Source organism: Caulobacter sp. DMC95 (assembly GCF_056313785.1).
Genome location: NZ_JBQUZP010000001.1, coordinates 200967 through 218443 on the forward strand (window position 1 = coordinate 200967; position 17477 = coordinate 218443).

Genomic DNA, 17477 nt, shown 5'->3' on the forward strand with positions numbered 1-17477 from the left:
GGGTTAGAATCGGGCGCCGGACCGCGCTCTATCAGGAGGCCCCCACTATGTCAGATCCATACGCCCCACGGCGCGCCATATTTCGCGCCCTCCATGCGGAAGGTTGCTTCATCCTGCCTAATCCGTGGGATGTCGGCAGCGCAAAGCGGCTGGAAGGCCTTGGTTTCAAGGCCCTGGCCTCGACCAGCGCAGGCATGGCTTGGGCGCTGGGCAAGAGCGACGGAGCGGTGACGCGCGATGAGGTGATCACTCACCTGAAGATGCTCTGCGCCGCCACTGATCTACCGGTCAATGCGGACTTCGAAAATGGCTTCGGAGATACGCCAGCCAAGGTCGCCGAGAGCGTGACTTTGGCCATAGACGCGGGTGTCGCGGGTCTCTCGATCGAGGACTGGTCGGGCGTGGCGCTCTATGAACTTTCCGTCGCCGTAGAGCGGCTCAAGGCGGCGCGTGCGGCGATTGACGCTAGCGGGCGCGACGTGATGCTGGTGGGGCGCTCCGAAGGCTATCTGCGTGGCCGCCGTGACCTTGGGGCGACCCTCGAACGGCTGAAGGCCTATGCCAGCGCTGGCGCGGACTGCCTCTATGCGCCTGGCGTTACGGATCCGGCTGAGATTCGAGCGATCGTCGAAGCGGTCGCGCCCAAGCCTGTAAATATTCTGCTCTGGGGCGACGACATGACGGTGGAGAGCCTTGCGGGGCTCGGCGTGCGCCGGGTCAGCACCGGCGGTGCGCTTGCGGCGGCGGCCTGGGCGGGCTTCGACGCCGCAGCCCAACGGTTAGCGGAGGCCGGACGTCTTACGCCCTAGTCGCAAATAGGAGAAAGGCCCCGATCCTCGTCGGATCAGGGCCTGAATCGCCGGAGCGCTGCGCGCCTGGGTCTAGTGATAACGGCGGATCAGGCCCACCAGCTTACCCTGCACCTCGACCTGATCCGGACCGAAGATGCGCGTCTCGTACTTTGGATTAGCCGCCTCCAAAGCGATCGAGCCCCCCTTCTTGCGCAGGCGCTTTAGGGTGGCTTCCTCGCCGACCAGCGCGACGACGATCTCGCCCGAGGTGGCGGTGTCGCCCTTCTTGATGATCACATAGTCACCATCGAGGATCCCAGCCTCGATCATCGAGTCTCCCTGGACCTCAAGGACATAGTGCTCGCCGCCGCCGAGCATCGTTTCTGGCACCGGCAAACGATCGCGTTCGTGCTGGATTGCGTCGATTGGCGTACCCGCGGCGATCTTGCCCAGGATAGGAAGGTCGCGGCTGTCATTGGCCGGGACGGCAGTGCTGCTGGACGGGAGCGGCGCCCCGCCGCCTTCAAAGACCTGCGGGCGGAATGCGCCGCGCCCCTTGGGCGGCGCAGCGGTCGTAGCCTGCTGCGGGAGCTTCACCACCTCCAGCGCGCGCGCCCGATGCGCCAGACGACGAATGAAGCCACGCTCCTCCAGGGCCGTGATCAAGCGGTGGATCCCGGACTTGGAAGCCAGATCGAGGGCTTCCTTCATCTCGTCGAACGACGGCGAGACGCCGGTTTCCTTGATCCGTTCATGGATGAACATCAGCAGTTCGTGCTGCTTGCGCGTGAGCATGTCGGCCTCAGGTGGAGCGCGGAACAAACCGCAAACCTTGCGAATGTTCTCGTGGTGTTCCGCGTCAAAGTCAAGCCGAGCTTCGTTAACGGGAAAAGCGGCGTTATTTCAGGGGGTTAGGGTGGGGGCGATCGGAAAGCGCCGAAGAATCAAAAACTTAATAAAGCCTTTCAGGAGCGCTTGCGCGCCACGATGATGTCCTGGTCCTGCATCGGTTCGCGCCGCCAGACGCCGAGGGCTTGGTTCAGGATCTCCAGGCCCAGTTCCTCGTACTGCGTTCGCACGTGCGCCAGATCGTAGCCAATCACGGCCTCGGGCAGGTCGGGCGTCGCCGTCCAGCAACCGTCCAGTGGATGGACGAAGTCGAAGGCGATCTGGCCGGACCCGGTGTTGGCCCGCGCCTCCTCATCAATCAGATACCAGGAGACGATGCTGATGCCGCCCGGCCGCAGGACCCTGGCGATCTCGCGCGCGAACTGCGCCTGATCCGCCGCCAGCAGATGGGTGAACACCGAACCCAACCAGACATAGTCAAAACTGGCGTTGGGGTAGGGAAAGACATAGGCGCTGGCCGGCTGGGTTCCGCTCGGATTGTAGCGGTCGCTGTGCATGTCGGCGTGGAGGAACTCGAACCTGGAGTCTCCGACGGCGATATTTGCGCGGCACCAGTCGATCGCTTCGGCCATGACGTCGAAGCCCGCGTAGCGGCCGTTCTCATCGAGATAGTCGACGAGAGGGGCGGCTGCGCGTCCGATGCCGCAGCCGACGTCGAGGATGGCGTGGTGAGGTTGCAGGCCCGCGTCAAGGAACAGCGCCTTGAACTGCTGCCCGACCCGCACGAAGTCGGCGTCTGCGGCCCCGACCAGGTGCCAGAGTTCCTGGGGGGCCTGGAGCCCGTCGGTCGGCGCGGTGACAGAGGTAGCGTGCGCGGTTGGGCTTAGTCGACCGAGAGTAGACCTGATTGGACGCTGCGCGAGGCGCTTCAAGGTGGTCAGCAAGGCGCGCATCCGATTCTCCCGCAGAACGGCGCCCGCCTTATAAACCAGCGTTCCGGCTCACGCGCCCGTCGTGAGGTCCTGGTCGTCGAACCCGGTGGCCATCTCAGGGAACTTGGGCGTGCAGCTCTGGTAGAAGCCGGCGATCCGCCGCATGTCGGCGGCGTAGTCGCCGGTCGGGTAGATCGCGGGGCCAAGGCCCACGACCTTTCGCTTGTAGTCCATCATGCCCAGCACCATCGGCACCTCGGCGCCCATGGCGATGTGATAGAAGCCGGTTTTCCACTGCCGGGCTTTGCCGCGTGTGCCCTCCGGCGCGATCGTCAGCATGAAGGTGTCACGGCGGCCGAACTCCTCGACCATCGCCTTGACCATGTCCTTGGAGCGCTCGCGATCAAGCGGTATCCCGCCAAGATCCCGCATCATCTGGTCGAACGGCGGCTTGAACAGCGAGGCCTTGCCGATGAAGCTGAGATCAAGGTTCAGGGCGTCGGCGGCGCCGACGAAATAGACGAAGTCCCAATTGCTGGTATGGGGCGCGGCGATCACGACGAACTTCCGCGTTTCGGGCGGTGCGCCCTCGATCTTCCAGCCCTGCAGCTTGAAATTCGTGGCCAGGGCCCATTTCACGACTCGCGCGAGCCAGTTCATGCACGTTTCCTCAGCCGCGTTCTCGGCGCGGCGACATTTGGAAGGATGGGACTGTTTCGCCCTCAGGCGCCAGCGCCAGAAAAGCCCGTTTTGGGTTTAACCGATCAAGATCCGCGTCGCGGCTGTCACATCCGCATGGCGCATCAGGCTCTCGCCGACCAGCATCGCCTTGGCGCCGGCGCCTTCCATCCGCACGACGTCATCGTGAGTGAAGATCCCGCTTTCGGTGACCAGCAGCGCGTCTGGCGGCGCCTGAGCTGACAGGCGCTCGGTCACCGCCAGATCGACGACGAAGCTCTTGAGGTCGCGGTTGTTAATCCCGACCAGATCCGAGCCCAGCGCGCCAGCGCGCGCCATCTCGGCCTCATCGTGAACCTCCACCAGGGCGTCCATGCCCAGGCGTTTGGCTTCGGCCATCAACTCCGCCGCCAGTACGTCGTCGATCATCGCCAGGATTACGAGGATCGCATCGGCGCCTAGGGCCCGGCTCTCGGCCACCTGCCAGGGATCGACCAAGAAGTCCTTGCGGATGCAGGGCAGGGCGACCGCAGCCCGAGCAGCGACAAGATATTCATCCGCGCCCTGGAAGCTCGGCGTGTCGGTCAGCACCGACAGACAGGCCGCGCCGCCGGCTTCATAGGCCTTAGCCAGAACCGGCGGATCGAAGTCCTCGCGGATTAGGCCCTTCGAGGGCGAGGCTTTCTTGATCTCCGCGATCAGCGACAGCTTCCCCGGGGCGTGGCGCGCTTCAAGCGCGGCCTTGAACCCGCGCGGCGCCGAAGCGCCCTTGGCGGCGGCGTCGATCTGGGCTTGAGAGCGTGCGGCCTTTCGGCTTGCGACGTCCTCGCGCTTGTAGGCGGCGATCTTGGCCAGAATGTCGGTCACGCGGTTACGTCCGTATTGGTGGCGGTCACGAGGCCTGCGAGAGCGGCCTTGGCGCGTCCGCTGTCGATCACCTCACCCGCCAGGGCGATGCCCTCGACCAAGGTCTCGACTTTGTCGGCGACCAGGAAAGCGGCGGCGGCGTTGAGCAAGACGATGTCCCGATAGGGGCCCGTCTCGCCGTCAAACAGACGGGTCAGGGCGGCGGCGTTGAAATGAGGATCTCCGCCCGTCAGATCGGCCAGAGCAGCGCGGGGCAGGCCGACGGCCTCGGGCGTGATCTTGAACAGCCTGACGACGCCGTCTCGCCACTCGGCGACCTCGGTCTCGCCGGTCGTCGTCAGTTCGTCCATCCCCGAGCCATGCACCGACCAGGCGCGTTCGGCTCCAAGGGCGCCCAGCGCCTTGGCGATCGGCTCGACAAAGCGCGGCGCCGAGACGCCGACCACCTGCCGCTTGGCGCCGGCGGGATTGGTCAACGGGCCGAGCAGGTTGAAAATGGTGCGGAAGCCCAGCTGCTGGCGGATCGGCGAGACATGCTTCATCGCCCCATGGTGAGCCTGGGCGAACAGGAAGCAGATGCCGGCCTCGTCCAGGGCCTTGCGCTGCTGCTCGCGCGTGGCGTCGATATTGACGCCCAGGGCGGTCAGCACGTCGGCGGTGCCCGACTTCGAGGTGATGGCCCGGTTGCCGTGCTTGGCGACCTTGAGACCGCCCCCGGCGGCCACGAAGCCGACCGCCGTGGAGATGTTCAGCGTGTGCAGGCCGTCCCCGCCGGTGCCGCAGACGTCGATAACGTCGTACGGATGCTCCAACGGGATGGCTGCTCGGCGCATGGCGCGGGCGCAGGCCGCGATCTCGCCCACGGTCTCGCCACGCAGGCGGATGGCGGTGACGGCGGCCGCGACCTGGGCCGGCGTCGGCTCGCCGCGCAGACAGGCGGCGAAGAACAGTTCGGCGTCGCTATCGTCGAGGGTTTGACCATCGGCGAGTTTGGCCAGCAGGGGCTTGAAAGCGTCAGACATCTGAAAAGCCTAGACCCAGACCGCCGCGTCTCGCTTGACCCCGGCCAGATCCATGAAGTTGGCCAGCATCTGGTGACCGCCCTCGGTGGCGATCGACTCGGGGTGGAACTGAACGCCGAAGATGGGACGCGTCTTGTGCTGCACGCCCATGATCTCGCCGTCGTCGGTCCAGGCGGTGACTTCCAGATCGGCCGGAAGGTCTTCGCGGCGGACGGCCAGGCTGTGGTAGCGCGTGGCGGTGAAGGGGTTGGGCAGACCCTTGAAGATGCCCTTGTCGTTGTGGTGGACCTTGCTGACCTTGCCGTGCATGACGGCCTTAGCGCGGATTACTTCGCCGCCAAACGCTTGCCCGATCGCCTGGTGGCCAAGGCAGACGCCCAGGATCGGCAGGTCGGCCGGCGCGGCCTCAAGCAGCGGCAGGCAGATGCCGGCCTGATCCGGCGCCTTGGGCCCCGGCGACAACAGCACGGCGGCCGGCTTCAGGCCCAGCGCCTCGGTCACGCTGAGCGCGTCGTTGCGATAGACGGCCGTGTCGGCCCCAAGCTCGTTCAGATAGTGAACGAGGTTGTAGGTGAAGCTGTCGTAGTTATCGATGACCAGGATCATGACGCCGCCTTTCGGAGGTCGGTTCTAGCGCGAGGCGGGCGGATGTGTAGCGCCATTTTCGCCTGCGGCTTTCAGTAACGGTTACAGCGGTCGCGGAGTTGAGCATCATAGGCTCATGGACCCGCGTGATTCCGCTTTGGACCCTGTCGCCGTCGCCTATGTGCGCGCTCTGCTGCGGCCCAAGCAACGTGTCCAGAAGATGGGGCCAGTACTGGCCGCCGCAGCCTTCGCCGCGTTCTGCGCGCTCAGCTTCGCCACCGTCATGGTGCTGGCGCCCCCAGCTGTGACGCAGCACCTTCCCAACGATAGGCTGGGTGGTCCCTAGCGGATAGAGCAGCCCTCAGGCTCAGCTGAATCGCCAGGCCTCTTCGGCCGCGCGCTTCAGCGCGCGGGACTTGTGCAGGGTCTCGTCGTACTCGGCGTCCGGATCGCTGTCGGCGACGATGCCGCCGCCGGCCTGGACGTACATCATGCCGTCCTTGACCAGGGCCGTGCGCAGCACGATGCAGGTATCGACGGCGCCGTCCGCGCCAAAATAGCCGACCGCGCCCGCATAGCTGATGCCGCGCTTCTCGACCTCGAGTTCGTCGATGATCTCCATGGCGCGAACCTTGGGGGCGCCCGACAGGGTGCCGGCGGGCAGGGCGGCCATCAGAACGTCGACGGGATCGACGCCCTCGGGCGCTGTCCCCTCGACGTTGGAGACGATGTGCATCACGTGGCTGTAGCGCTCGATCGTGAAGCTCTCAGTCACCCGAACATTCGGCCCCTTGGGGCGGGCTTGTTCCGGCGGGGTGTTACGGCCGTGCTGGTTCAGCATCGCCACGCGGCCCACGTCGTTGCGGCCAAGATCGAGGAGCATCAGGTGCTCGGCGCGCTCCTTAGGATCGGCCAGCAACTCGGCCTCGAGCGCGGCGTCTTCCTCTGGGGTCGCGCCGCGCGGGCGGGTGCCCGCGATCGGCCGGATGGTGATCTTGCCGTCACGCAGACGCACGAGAATCTCGGGGCTGGAGCCAACCAGGTTGAAGCCGTCCAGGTTCAGGAAGAACAGGAATGGCGACGGGTTGGTCCGCCGCAGCGAGCGATAGAGGGCGAATGGCGGCAGGTCGAAGGGACTGCGGAAGCGGTGGCTGGCCACCACCTGGAAGATGTCGCCGGCGGCGATGTAATCCTTGGCCTTTGCGACCACCTCGGCGTAGTCGGCGCGGCTGACCGGCGTGGTGAAATCCATCGGCCCGCGCGGCGCGCGCGGCGCGTCGTGGGCGAGGGGCCGGTGCAGGTCGGCGATCACCGCTTCGATCCGCGCCCGGGCGGCGTCGTGCGCCGCCTTGGCCGATACGCCGGCTTGGGGGCGCACGGTCGTCGTCAGGATAATCTCCTGCGCGATGGCGTCGAAAACCGCCACGATCGACGGGCGGGTCATGATCCCATCAGGAAGGTTCAAGGCGTCCGGATTGACGTCCGGCAGGCGCTCGACCAGGCGCACCAGGTCGTAGCCCAAGGCGCCGAACACGCCGGCGGCCATCGGCGGCAAGTCTTTAGGGAGCTCCATGCGCGAGCGCGCCACCAGATCCCTCAGGCTGTCCAGCGCGCCACCGGGTTGGGGCGTGAACCGACCGGCGGCGATATCGTCGCCCTCGGCGATTGCAGCCTGATCACCGCGACAGCGCCAGACGAGGTCTGGGTTCATCGTCACGATCGAATAGCGACCGCGCCAGGCGCCCCCCTCAACGCTCTCGAACAGGAAGCTGTAAGGACGAGCCTGCGCGATCTTCAGATAGGCCGAAACCGGCGTCTCCAGATCATCGATAAGGCGGGTCCAAACGACTTGCTGCCGCCCGGAGCCATAGGCTTCCGAGAAGGCGTCGAACGCGGGCTCCAGGCTCATTACTCGGCTTTCTTTCCAGCCTTGGCGGCCTCAGCCTTGGCCAGGGCGTCGGTGTCAACGCCGATGGCTTGGCGGGCCAGGGTCAGGTTGCTCTTGGCCTTCATCTGGGCGCGAGCGATGACGCGCGTGGCCTCGGCTAGATCGCGCATCAGGCCGTTCGCGGCCTGGCCGGCGGCCAGCACCGTGATCTGCGCCACGTTGGCGGTCGGCGCGGGGCGGACCGCGTCAAGCTTGGCGACGAGATAGGCCTCGCCCTGTTGACCGGCGCGCGCCGTGAAGATGGCGCCCGGCTTGGCCGTGAAGGCCGCGCCCAAGAACTCTTGGCCCAAGGCCATGTTCTGCTGCGCGTTCTGGCGCGTCAGACCGCCCGGAATCTTTTGGACCTTCGACTGAGCCGCTGTCGCGACCGCTTCCAGGCTTTCGCCCTTCTTGGCGCGGGCGGCGAGTTCGTCGGCCTTGGCCTTCATGCGCTTGGCCATTTCCTGGCCGAACCAGACGGCGGTCAGTTGCGGCTTGATTTCAGCAAGAGGCGGCAGGGCGGCGGGAATGATCCGCTCGACCTTCACAGCGTAGTAGTCGCCCTTGCCCGCCTCGACCAGTTCGCTCTCCCCGCCTTGCGACAGGTCGAACGCGGTCTTGACGATGTCGGCCGTGAGGCCAGCGACAGGTTGGCCCATCTGGTCCGCGCCCTGCGCCGTCACCGGCGCCGTCGTGATCACCAGCGCGCCGGCCTTGCTGGCCGCCGAGATCAGGTCGGCGCCCGCATCACGAGCGTCCTGATAGGTTTGAGTCTGCTCATAGGCCTTGGCCTGCGCCGTCTGGGCGCGAACCTCGGCTTCGATCTGCGCGCGGACGCTGTCCAGTGAGGCGACGGCGCCGGGCGTGATCTTGGTCACCTTGACCACAGCGACGCCAAGGTCGCCCGCGATCGGGCCGCTGACCTGGCCAGCCTGGAGGGCGAAAGCGGCCGCCGCCACTTTGCGATCCGGAACGGCGGTCTTGGGCTTGTCGGTAAGGACCAGCGGCGCCTTGCCGTAAGCCTTGGCGACGGCGGCCGGGTCTTCGCCCTTGGCGAGGCGCTGCGAGATCACCGTGGCCGCCTTGGCGTCCGGTGCGGAGATCTGGATGATCGTCCGGGTTTCCGGCTTGGCCAGGCTGTCCTTCCGGAAGTCGAAGGCCTTCTGGACATCCGCTGGATTGATCGTCACCGACGGCTCCAGCGCCGAAGCGCTCACGCGCATGATCGAAAGAACCCGCGTCTCCGGCCGCGTCAGACGGTCAGCGTTCTCCTTCATGAACGCCGTCAGCTGGGCGTCGGTCGGCGGGTTGGGACGCTGAACGGAAGCGGGATTGACGACAAAGGCCGAGATTTCCCGGGATTCTAGCATGTAGGCGCCTTGAAGCGCGGCATAGATGCGCGGCGCCTTCAGGCCGTCGGCGATCGCCGAGAAGAAGTGGGTCTGGGCGATTTCGTCGCGCAGCGAAGCCTCATAGCCCTCCGGCGTCATGCCGTTTTGCTGCATAAGCACCGCATAGGCCTGAGGATCGAACTTGCCGGTGATCGGGTCGAATGGGCGCGTCGTGGGTGGCAACTGGCTCATCTGTTCACGCACGGTGTCGGCGACCAGTTTGTCAGACGGCGCGACGCCCATCTTGTGCAGCGCGGCCGCCAGCGATTCTTGCAGCACCAGTTCCTGGACGATCTGACGATCGACGCCCTGCTCGACAGCCTGGTCAGGCGTGAGCGTGGCGCCATTTCGTTGCTCCATCGCCTTGCGATAGTTGTCGAAGCGCTGCTTGAAGTCCGCCGCAGACATGGTCCGCGAGCCGGCGCTGATCACGCCGGAACCTTGCGGCCCCTTGAACACGTCGCTGATGCCAAAGATGGCGAAGCTGACAATCAGCAAGCCAAACAGCACCACCGCGAAGGGCGATTTGGCGAACTTGCGGAAACCGGCGAGCATGAGCGCGAAAACCTTCCAGACAGACCGCTGCGCATACGAACGCGACGGTCGAGAGCAGCGGGTATAGTAGAGCCGAAGGCGGGGGGGCAAGCGGCGTGGGCTTGACTTCCCAAGGGAGCGTGACCCCAAGAAGGCGCTCATGACCCTTTCGAGCACAAAGCCCCGGCCTTTGATCGCCGGAAACTGGAAGATGAACGGCCTTTCGGCCGCTCTGGATGAGGCCCGCGCCGTTGCGGCCGCTCTCAACAGCCAGCCCTCGGTCGCCCGCGTGGCGATCTTCCCGCCCTCAACCCTTCTGGCTCGCCTGAGCGAAGCGGTGGCCGGGTCTCCCGTCGCAACGGGCGCTCAGGATTGCCACGGCAAGGCCAGCGGCGCGCATACAGGCGACATTTCAGCGGACATGATCGCCGACGCGGGCGGATCTTTGGTGATCTGCGGCCACTCCGAGCGACGCACCGACCACGGCGAGACCTCCGCCCAAGTGGCGGGCAAGGCCGAGGCTGCATTAGCAGCTGGCCTGGAGCCGATCATCTGCGTCGGCGAAACCCTGGAAACCCGCGAGGCCGGCGACGCCGTGGCTTTCGTCGTAGCCCAGGTGCGCGAGTCGATTCCGCCGTCGCTGGCGGGCAAGGCCTTCAATGTCGCTTATGAGCCGTTGTGGGCTATCGGCACGGGCCGCACCGCGTCCGTCGACAACATCGTCGAGATGCACGCCGCCATCCGCGCCGAGCTCATTTCGATCTTCCGAGAGCAGGGCGAGGTTGTTCCCATCCTCTACGGCGGTTCGGTGAAGCCCGAGAACGCAGGCGAAATTCTCGCCGCGGCGGAGGTCGGCGGGGCCCTTGTCGGCGGCGCTTCCCTTAAGGCGGCCGACTTCCTGGCCATCATCCGCGCCGTCTAGACCCGAACAACCTTCTAGGGACGGGCCGTCCAGGCGCACGGGCCGTCCCAGAATCCTTGACATCGCGGCGCCCACGTGCGCCTTACCGCGCCTTGCAAATCAGCGCGTATTCAAGACTTTCATGACCACCATGCACGCCTATCGCACCCATAACTGCGGCGCCCTGCGCGCTTCCGACACCGGCGCGGCCGTGCGTCTGTCCGGCTGGATCCACCGCAAGCGCGACCATGGCGGGCTGGTCTTCATTGACCTGCGCGACCACTACGGTCTGACGCAGCTGGTTCTGCATCCTGAGACCCCCGGCTTCAGCGTGGTCGAGCGCCTCCGCGCAGAGAGCGTGATCCGTGTGGACGGCGAAGTCATCGCGCGTGACGCCAGCGTCGTGAACCCGAACCTGCCGACCGGCGAGATCGAGATCCGCGTCTCGGCCGTCGAGGTGCTGTCTGAGGCCGCCGAGCTGCCGCTGCCGGTCTTCGGCGAGCCGGACTATCCGGAAGAAATCCGCCTCAAGCACCGCTATCTCGACCTGCGCCGCGAGACGCTTCACAAGAACATCGTCCTGCGCTCGCGTGTGATCCAGTCGATCCGCAACCGCATGTTCGCGCAGGGCTTCAACGAATTCCAGACGCCGATCCTCACCGCCAGCTCGCCGGAAGGCGCGCGCGACTTCCTGGTGCCCTCGCGTCTGCACCCCGAGAAGTTCTATGCGCTGCCCCAGGCGCCCCAGCAGTTCAAGCAGCTGCTGATGGTGTCGGGCTTCGACCGCTATTTCCAGATCGCCCCGTGCTTCCGCGACGAGGACCTTCGCGCCGACCGTTCGCTGGAATTCTACCAGCTCGACGTCGAGATGAGCTTCGTCACCCAGGAGGATGTCTTCGCGGCGATCGAGCCGGTGATGCACGGCGTGTTCGAAGAGTTCTCGAACGGCAAGCCGGTTTCGCCGATCGACGGCACGCACACCTTCACCAATGACTTTGGTCAATCGTTTGAGCACAAGGGCTTCGAGCGCCTGACCTACGCCCAATCGATGGCCTGGTACGGCAGCGACAAGCCGGACCTGCGCAACCCGATCAAGATGCAGAACGTCTCGGAGCACTTCCGGGACGGCGGCTTTGGTCTGTTCGCCAAGATCCTGGGCGCCGACGCCAAGAACCAGGTTTGGGCGATCCCGGCCCCGACAGGCGGCAGCCGCGCCTTCTGCGACCGCATGAACAGCTGGGCGCAGGGCGAAGGTCAGCCGGGTCTGGGCTATGTGTTCTGGTCTGAAGACCAGGGCGGCTGGGGCGGCCCGATCGCCAAGAACCTGGGCGAGCCGACGCAAGCCCTGATGGAAACGCTGGGCCTTGGCGCCGGCGACGCCGCGTTCTTCGTGGCGGGCGATCCGGCGGTGTTCGCCAAGTTCGCCGGCCTCGCGCGCACCCGCGTCGGCACGGAGCTGAAGCTGGTCGACGAAAACCAGTTCAAGTTCTGCTGGATCGTCGACTTCCCAATGTTCGAGTGGAACGAGGACGAGAAGAAGGTCGACTTCTCGCACAACCCGTTCTCGATGCCGCAAGGCGGTCTGGAAGCCCTGGAGACCCAGGATCCGCTGACCATTCGCGCCTACCAGTACGACATCGTCTGCAACGGTTACGAGCTGTGCTCGGGCGCGATCCGGAACCACAAGCCGGAAATCATGCTCAAAGCCTTCGCCACGGCCGGCTACGGCCCGGAAGTGGTCGAGGAGCAGTTCGGCGGCATGCTGAACGCCTTCCGCTACGGCGCACCGCCGCACGGCGGTCTCGCGCCCGGCATCGACCGTATCGTCATGCTGCTGGCTGACCAGGTCGCCATCCGCGAGGTCATCGCCTTCCCGCTGAACCAGCAGGGCCAGGACCTGCTGATGAACGCGCCGGCCAACGTGCTCGACAAGCAGCTCAAGGAGCTGCACATCCGCACGGCGCCGCCGATCAAGGTGTAGAGCCAGTTCGACCTAAGCATCAAAAAGCCCTCCGGTCTGGTGATCGGAGGGCTTTTTATTTCTCGCGTCGGAGCTCACTACTTGGGCGACTTGGGGGGCTTCGGCGGAGCCGGAGGGGCGGGCGGAGCCTTGGGCACAGCGCGCAGGAGCATGAAGTGCTGGCTACCGCGGAGGCCGTTACAGGAGCGAACGCTGAGGCCCGAGGGCAGGCGCGTTCCGCTGTCGCCGCAGGCTTCGTCCAACTGATCCTGATCAAGGCCGCGCGCGCCCGACAGATCCGCGCCGCCCAGGTTCACCATGGTCAGATCGGCGTTCTTGAAATCCGCTCCGCCAAACAGGGCGCCCCGAAGGCTGGAGCCGGTCATATCTGCGTTGCGGAAGCTCGCGCCGTCGAAACGGCCGCCGCTCAAATTGGCGTGGTTGATATCGGCGTTCGAAAAGTCCGCGTCGCGAGCATTGACGCTGGCCAGGTTGGTTCCGGTCAGTTCGGCGTTTGACAGGCGCGCGCGCTGCAGGTTCGCGCCCACCATGTGCGCGCCGTGTAGTTCGGAGGACGACAGATCGACACGTAGCAGCATCGCCTGTTGGAAATTCGCGCCGCTGCTCTCAACCCCTGACATTCGCGCGTCGGTAAAGTTCGCGCCTTGGAAATTGGCGCCGCGCATCTCGGCGCCGCGCATGTCGGCGCGGCTAAGGTCGGCGCCGCCGAAGTTGCTGCCATAGAACATCGCGCCGCGCAGGTCGGCCCCAATCATCACGGCCTTGGCGAAGTTCGCGCCGGTGAACTTCGCGTTCATCAGCTTACGTCCCGCCAGATCACAACTGGCGCACATGCCGCCAAAGGAGGTCAGCTTGGCGACGTCCTTGTCTTCAACCGACGCGTGGGCCGGGCTGGTCATGGCCAGCAGGCTCAGCGTCAAGGCGGCGATGGAAGCGCCCAAGCGGAACATCGACTTCTCCGTGCAGTCCATACGCGACTGTGTGAGTTACGGTTTGAACCGTCGGAGGGCCAGAGACCACTTAAATTGCGGTAATGACGGGGATTTAACGGCAGCGGGGAATGGAGAGCCCGCGCGGCAACAACGTGGAGTCATCGCCACAAGCTTGACTCAACTGGCTTTGCTTCAAACCCGTCGCTCGGTCCATTTCGGCGCCTGAGAAGTTGGCCCCTGAAAGCCTTGCGCCCGCGAAATTCGCGCCCTGCAGATAGGCGCCGACGAAGCTGGCGTTGGTGAGGTCGGACCTGGCAAAACTGACGCCTGTCAGCACCGTGCCGTAGGCGTTGACGTCCCGAAGGTCGCCGCCCGCGAAACTGGTTCGGTTCATGACGGCCGTCGAGAGATCCGCCTGCCGCAACCGCGCGCCGGCGAGGTTCTTGCCCTTCAAGGTCAGGTTGGAGAGATCGGCCTGGAAAAGGTTGCAGCGCGGGCAATTGGCGCCGTTGCGCACGGCCGCGATTTGGCTGGCGTTCTGGGCGCTGGCTGGCGGGCCGGCGACCAGCACTACGCCAAGGGCGGCGGCTGCGAGCGAAGCGATCAATTTCATTCTAGCGCAGGTTCCGAGCGGAAGGACTTATCCGCACCCTGACCCAGCAAACTTAACGCCAGCCAAACGACCTCAAGAGGACGCAACCGGGCCGGGGCGTTCGGATTGGGCGCCGCAGGTGTCGCAGACGGTCATGCCGCCGCGGCGCACCAGCGAAAGATCACCGCACGCCGGACACATCTCACCATCCGCCCCGGGGCGATCGGCGCCTTCGACACGACGCCGACCGAAACTGGCGAACACCAGATTGTCGGGCGTAGCGCCGCGCGAAAAACCCTTGGAAATGAAGCGGCTGGCTGGAACGGGATCTGTTTCGTCGTCCAGCAGGTCATCCTCGGCCAAGCGCTTGCCTGAGCCCAGTCCGTCGGCGTTGAACTCGCCGGGATCGCCGTTAGCGAGGTCGTCGCGGCCAAGGTACGACACGCCCAGTTCGCGGAAGATGTAGTCGAGGATGGAGGTCGCAGACTTGATCGAGTCGTTGCCCGTGACCGGACCCGCCGGCTCGAACTTGGTGTAGACAAAGGCGTCGACGAACTCGTCCAGTGGCACGCCGTGCTGCAGACCTAGAGAGACGGCGATGGCGAAGTTGTTCATCAGGCTGCGGAAGGCCGCGCCCTCCTTGTGCATATCAATGAAGAGCTCGCCGAGCTCGCCGTCCTCGTACTCGCCGGTGTGCAGATAGACCTTGTGGCCCCCAATGGCCGCTTTCTGGATGTACCCCTTGCGACGGTCGGGCAGGCGGCGGCGCGAGCGGTCTCGTTCGACGATCCTTTCCACGACACGTTCGGTCACGACCGGCTCGCGCTGAGGGGCCGGCCGGGGCGGTTCGGTCGCGAGGTCTTCGGGTAGGTCAAGCTTGAAGTCGGCGGGCGTCGGCGCGCGTTGCAGCTGCAGGGCGCGAACGCCGGCTCTGGCCGCCGCCGCCTGAGCCCGCACCGCATCGGCCGGCCGCGCGTCGTGCGGGATCACGACCGTCACCGCCGTTGGCAGACAGGCGAAGCCTTCCACGGCCGCCAACATGGCCAGGCTTTCTGGGAACGTGGCGTTCTCGACGGAACGGAAGGCCTCGCGAAGATCGGGATTCAGCGCCTCGCAGTCGCCCAGCGTACCCGCGCCCAAGGCGTGGCGTTCCGCCGCCGCGATCTCCGCGACCGAGAAGTCGGCGAAGGCCAGGGTGTCGAAATCCCGGCGGGCGACATCCTCAGCCGATGCGCCCAGCACGTCGCGCAGGAAGCCGGCGCCGACCACGGATGGGGCGAAGGCTGCGCGGATCCCGTGATGCTCCCGAAGGGCGTTCTCGGCCTTCTCGATCTCATGAGCGGTGAAGCCGCGCGCCTGCAGCATGGCGTGGTCAATCGCGGGGCTCTCGGCCAGCGAACCGTGGCCCAGCGCATGACGACGGGCGGCGTCGAGGTCGACACCCTCGGTCGACAGCGCCTCGAACGCGGCGGCGCTGAACGTCGGCATCAGGAAACCGTCAGCCGTCTGGGCCACCGAAACCGGCGCCATCGCGCCCGCCGCGCCTACGGGGGCGCCGCCGAGACGCAGCGTTGCTTCGGCGTCGACGAACGGACCGACCAGGCCAGCCGAGCGCAAACCATGCTTGCGGGCCAGCGCGTGGGCGGTCGCCAGCGCGGCGGCGGCTTCCGTGGCCAGCGCCGAGCGAAGGGCGGCGGCCCGTACGCGGCGCTCGGCTATGGTCTTGAGAACGCCTTGGCGGTCCTGGTCGAACACCGGGTCCAGCCCTAGCACGGCGGCGGCTTCAGCACTGGCCGAGAGGGCCGCGCCGACGGCCAGAGCCCAGAGGGCGGCCGCGCCGTCTTTGCCCTCGATGCTCGTCTGGCTGTAGCCTTGGCTCAACAGACAGTCGCCCACGCCGGCGAGCGAAAGCCGGGCGGGGCGCTCGCCGCGATCCAGCTCCAGCGCCGTGGCCCACAGATGGCAGACGAAAGTGAAGCGCTCGATGTCGAAGCCGTCGGCGTCCAGAAAAGCGCTGGCGTCGATCGCCGCGCCGATCGCGGCGCCTCGCGATAGAGCCTCGGCGTCGGTCGGTGACAGCGCCAGGGTCAGGGTGTTGGTTCCCCAGCCGACTTGGGCGGCCAAGCTCGCGGCCTCATCGCCGGCGGAGACGGCTTGGCGCGTCGCGGCGGCGACCAGGGGCTGCTCAGCCTTGACGGCGGATGAGGTCAGCGGCGAGCGCGGCTGGTCGGCCAGGGCGATGGCGTCGAGGATCGTCTGGTCGTCAGCGCCGAGGTCGCGTGCTTTCCGCGCAGCGCGGGCGAGGGCGGGATTCTTGCGCACGTCGCTGCAAGCACGGCTGTCGCCCTGGCAGCGACGCACCGCGTCAGCGACCTGATCGAGCGCAGCGTTCAATCGCGCAGCGGCCTGAGAGGCCAAGACGCTTGCGCGGCGCTGCCCCAGGATGTCTCGCGCCTGGCTCTGAAATTCGAACTCGTTGATGTCCGGCAGTAGCCTCGCACCGGCTTGACCTGCGGTCGGCGTCGCGATCCCCGCCAGCATGGTTGTCAGCAGCGCGTCGCGGAACGCGTTTGCATCGGCCTTGTCACCGAATAGGCCGCGCGAGAGGCCCAATTGCGCGACGCGGGCGGCGTATCGCGCCGGACCGCCGCCCAGCGGCGCCTTGGGCTCGATCTCGCCACCCCAGTCCAGCCAGGCTTCAACCCGCGCGTCAGACCAAGTCGCAGGCGCTGACACGACCGTCACGCTGTCAGCCCGCTCCAGGTCGCGCCATTCCATCGCGGGAGCAAGACCTGCGGCTTTGGCGGCGTTGCGCATGGGTGTTTCCTGGTCTGGGCGCCAGCGTGAGTGCTTACCAAATCCCTAACGCGTGATTCCACACGGTCGGGATGGGCGTAAGGTCGCACCACAAGTTAGAACCTTGGTTCGCGACCCTCAATAGATGTTGAGGGTCGTGCGGTGCTAATCCACAAGATGTTGAAGTTCGCCGCGACCGGCGCGCGGCTGGACGGTGACGGCGCGGGGCGCTATGGTCCGCCCGCTTCGCCGCGCTTGTCGCGGACGCGCAAAGCCTTGCAGATTCAGGTGCGAACGTAGTGCTGAAAGCGATCTTCACGTGGTGGAACGGCGCGACCCTCGGGCAGCGTTTCCACATTGGCCGCCGCGGTGTCTTCGTAGGTCAGGACGACTACGGCAATCGCTACTTCGAAGCGCGCGACAACAGCGACAGCTACGATCAGCGTAAGCGCCGCTGGGTGATCTACAACGGCTACGCCGAGGCCTCGAAGGTCCCGGCCGAGTGGAGCGGCTGGCTGCACTATACGCTGGACGAGCCGCCGACCCGTGAGCCTCTGAAGCGCCGCGAATGGGAGAAGGACACGCTTCCGAACCTGACCGGCACCGTGCACGCCTGGCGTCCGAAGGGGTCGCTGACCCGCGGCGGTGAGCGCCAAGCCGCGACAAGCGACTATCAAGCCTGGTCGCCGGAATAGGGCG

General features: G+C 66.1%; 16 protein-coding genes. 5 read left to right on the forward strand and 11 right to left on the reverse strand.

Annotation, left to right across the window (positions count from 1 at the left end):
- Window positions 1–47: 47 nt before the first annotated feature.
- Entirely contained in the window at window positions 48–809 is a 762-nt protein-coding gene (locus ACT53N_RS00990) for an isocitrate lyase/PEP mutase family protein (RefSeq protein WP_476062138.1), read from the forward strand.
- A gap of 72 nt (window positions 810–881) precedes the next feature.
- Here the strand turns inward: ACT53N_RS00990 and lexA are convergent, their stop codons facing one another.
- From lexA to ACT53N_RS01020, 6 genes are all read right to left on the reverse strand, one after another.
- On the reverse strand, window positions 882–1586 hold the full coding sequence (gene lexA, locus ACT53N_RS00995) for a transcriptional repressor LexA (protein ID WP_476062139.1): 705 nt from the start codon (window positions 1584–1586) through the stop codon (window positions 882–884).
- 170 nt (window positions 1587–1756) lie between these two features.
- Complete coding sequence (locus ACT53N_RS01000) at window positions 1757–2593, reverse strand: class I SAM-dependent methyltransferase (RefSeq protein WP_476062140.1); 837 nt, start codon at window positions 2591–2593, stop codon at window positions 1757–1759.
- Between the two features lie 48 nt (window positions 2594–2641).
- Complete coding sequence (locus tag ACT53N_RS01005; RefSeq protein ID WP_476062141.1) at window positions 2642–3232, reverse strand: lysophospholipid acyltransferase family protein; 591 nt, start codon at window positions 3230–3232, stop codon at window positions 2642–2644.
- A 96-nt stretch (window positions 3233–3328) separates the two neighbouring features.
- Window positions 3329–4117, reverse strand: coding sequence for an indole-3-glycerol phosphate synthase TrpC (trpC, locus tag ACT53N_RS01010; RefSeq protein WP_476062142.1), 789 nt, complete (start codon window positions 4115–4117; stop codon window positions 3329–3331).
- A complete protein-coding gene (trpD, locus tag ACT53N_RS01015; protein WP_476062143.1) occupies window positions 4114–5139 on the reverse strand; it encodes an anthranilate phosphoribosyltransferase in 1026 nt (341 codons plus the stop codon). The genes trpC and trpD overlap by 4 nt, the downstream gene beginning before the upstream one ends.
- Window positions 5140–5148: 9 nt before the next feature.
- Window positions 5149–5745 carry an anthranilate synthase component II gene (locus ACT53N_RS01020; protein WP_476062144.1) on the reverse strand — a complete coding sequence of 199 codons (597 nt, stop codon included), beginning with the start codon at window positions 5743–5745 and terminating at the stop codon, window positions 5149–5151.
- Window positions 5746–5860: 115 nt separating this feature from the next.
- Between ACT53N_RS01020 and ACT53N_RS01025 the strand changes: the two genes are divergently transcribed.
- The gene (locus ACT53N_RS01025) at window positions 5861–6070 is read left to right on the forward strand and encodes a hypothetical protein (RefSeq protein WP_476062145.1); all 210 of its coding nucleotides are present in this window, start codon (window positions 5861–5863) and stop codon (window positions 6068–6070) included.
- A 21-nt stretch (window positions 6071–6091) separates the two neighbouring features.
- On the opposite strand, the gene trpE is transcribed toward ACT53N_RS01025, so the two are convergent.
- Window positions 6092–7633, reverse strand: coding sequence for an anthranilate synthase component I (gene trpE, locus ACT53N_RS01030; protein ID WP_476062146.1), 1542 nt, complete (start codon window positions 7631–7633; stop codon window positions 6092–6094).
- Complete coding sequence (locus ACT53N_RS01035; RefSeq protein ID WP_476062147.1) at window positions 7633–9597, reverse strand: peptidylprolyl isomerase; 1965 nt, start codon at window positions 9595–9597, stop codon at window positions 7633–7635. The genes trpE and ACT53N_RS01035 overlap by 1 nt, the downstream gene beginning before the upstream one ends.
- 139 nt (window positions 9598–9736) lie before the next feature.
- On the opposite strand from ACT53N_RS01035, the gene tpiA reads away from it, so the two are divergent.
- Both tpiA and aspS read left to right on the forward strand, forming a co-directional pair.
- On the forward strand, window positions 9737–10498 hold the full coding sequence (tpiA, locus tag ACT53N_RS01040; RefSeq protein WP_476062148.1) for a triose-phosphate isomerase: 762 nt from the start codon (window positions 9737–9739) through the stop codon (window positions 10496–10498).
- 121 nt (window positions 10499–10619) lie between these two features.
- A complete protein-coding gene (aspS, locus tag ACT53N_RS01045; protein ID WP_476062149.1) occupies window positions 10620–12458 on the forward strand; it encodes an aspartate--tRNA ligase in 1839 nt (612 codons plus the stop codon).
- Window positions 12459–12535: 77 nt separating this feature from the next.
- Here aspS and ACT53N_RS01050 read toward each other — a convergent pair whose 3' ends face one another.
- The 3 genes from ACT53N_RS01050 to ACT53N_RS01060 form a co-directional block, all read right to left on the reverse strand.
- Entirely contained in the window at window positions 12536–13408 is an 873-nt protein-coding gene (locus tag ACT53N_RS01050) for a pentapeptide repeat-containing protein (protein WP_476062150.1), read from the reverse strand.
- Window positions 13409–13502: 94 nt separating this feature from the next.
- Window positions 13503–14003 (reverse strand): pentapeptide repeat-containing protein, encoded by a 501-nt coding sequence (locus ACT53N_RS01055; RefSeq protein ID WP_476062151.1) that lies wholly within the window; start codon window positions 14001–14003, stop codon window positions 13503–13505.
- Between the two features lie 72 nt (window positions 14004–14075).
- On the reverse strand, window positions 14076–16799 hold the full coding sequence (locus ACT53N_RS01060) for a TSCPD domain-containing protein (RefSeq protein WP_476062152.1): 2724 nt from the start codon (window positions 16797–16799) through the stop codon (window positions 14076–14078).
- A gap of 278 nt (window positions 16800–17077) precedes the next feature.
- On the opposite strand from ACT53N_RS01060, the gene ACT53N_RS01065 reads away from it, so the two are divergent.
- On the forward strand, window positions 17078–17473 hold the full coding sequence (locus ACT53N_RS01065; RefSeq protein WP_310211305.1) for an NADH:ubiquinone oxidoreductase subunit NDUFA12: 396 nt from the start codon (window positions 17078–17080) through the stop codon (window positions 17471–17473).
- Window positions 17474–17477 lie beyond the last annotated feature (4 nt).

Bases quoted from the DNA above. Each gene is read 5' to 3' on its own strand.
- ACT53N_RS01055 (WP_476062151.1), bottom strand. From the start codon at position 14,003: ATGAAATTGATCGCTTCGCTCGCAGCCGCCGCCCTTGGCGTAGTGCTG.
- ACT53N_RS01050 (WP_476062150.1), bottom strand. From the start codon at position 13,408: ATGTTCCGCTTGGGCGCTTCCATCGCCGCCTTGACGCTGAGCCTGCTG.
- lexA (WP_476062139.1), bottom strand. From the start codon at position 1,586: ATGCTCACGCGCAAGCAGCACGAACTGCTGATGTTCATCCATGAACGG.
- trpD (WP_476062143.1), bottom strand. From the start codon at position 5,139: ATGTCTGACGCTTTCAAGCCCCTGCTGGCCAAACTCGCCGATGGTCAA.
- aspS (WP_476062149.1), top strand. From the start codon at position 10,620: ATGACCACCATGCACGCCTATCGCACCCATAACTGCGGCGCCCTGCGC.
- ACT53N_RS01025 (WP_476062145.1), top strand. From the start codon at position 5,861: ATGGACCCGCGTGATTCCGCTTTGGACCCTGTCGCCGTCGCCTATGTG.
- trpE (WP_476062146.1), bottom strand. From the start codon at position 7,633: ATGAGCCTGGAGCCCGCGTTCGACGCCTTCTCGGAAGCCTATGGCTCC.
- ACT53N_RS00990 (WP_476062138.1), top strand. From the start codon at position 48: ATGTCAGATCCATACGCCCCACGGCGCGCCATATTTCGCGCCCTCCAT.
- tpiA (WP_476062148.1), top strand. From the start codon at position 9,737: ATGACCCTTTCGAGCACAAAGCCCCGGCCTTTGATCGCCGGAAACTGG.
- ACT53N_RS01035 (WP_476062147.1), bottom strand. From the start codon at position 9,597: ATGCTCGCCGGTTTCCGCAAGTTCGCCAAATCGCCCTTCGCGGTGGTG.
- ACT53N_RS01000 (WP_476062140.1), bottom strand. From the start codon at position 2,593: ATGCGCGCCTTGCTGACCACCTTGAAGCGCCTCGCGCAGCGTCCAATC.
- ACT53N_RS01005 (WP_476062141.1), bottom strand. From the start codon at position 3,232: ATGAACTGGCTCGCGCGAGTCGTGAAATGGGCCCTGGCCACGAATTTC.
- ACT53N_RS01020 (WP_476062144.1), bottom strand. From the start codon at position 5,745: ATGATCCTGGTCATCGATAACTACGACAGCTTCACCTACAACCTCGTT.
- ACT53N_RS01060 (WP_476062152.1), bottom strand. From the start codon at position 16,799: ATGCGCAACGCCGCCAAAGCCGCAGGTCTTGCTCCCGCGATGGAATGG.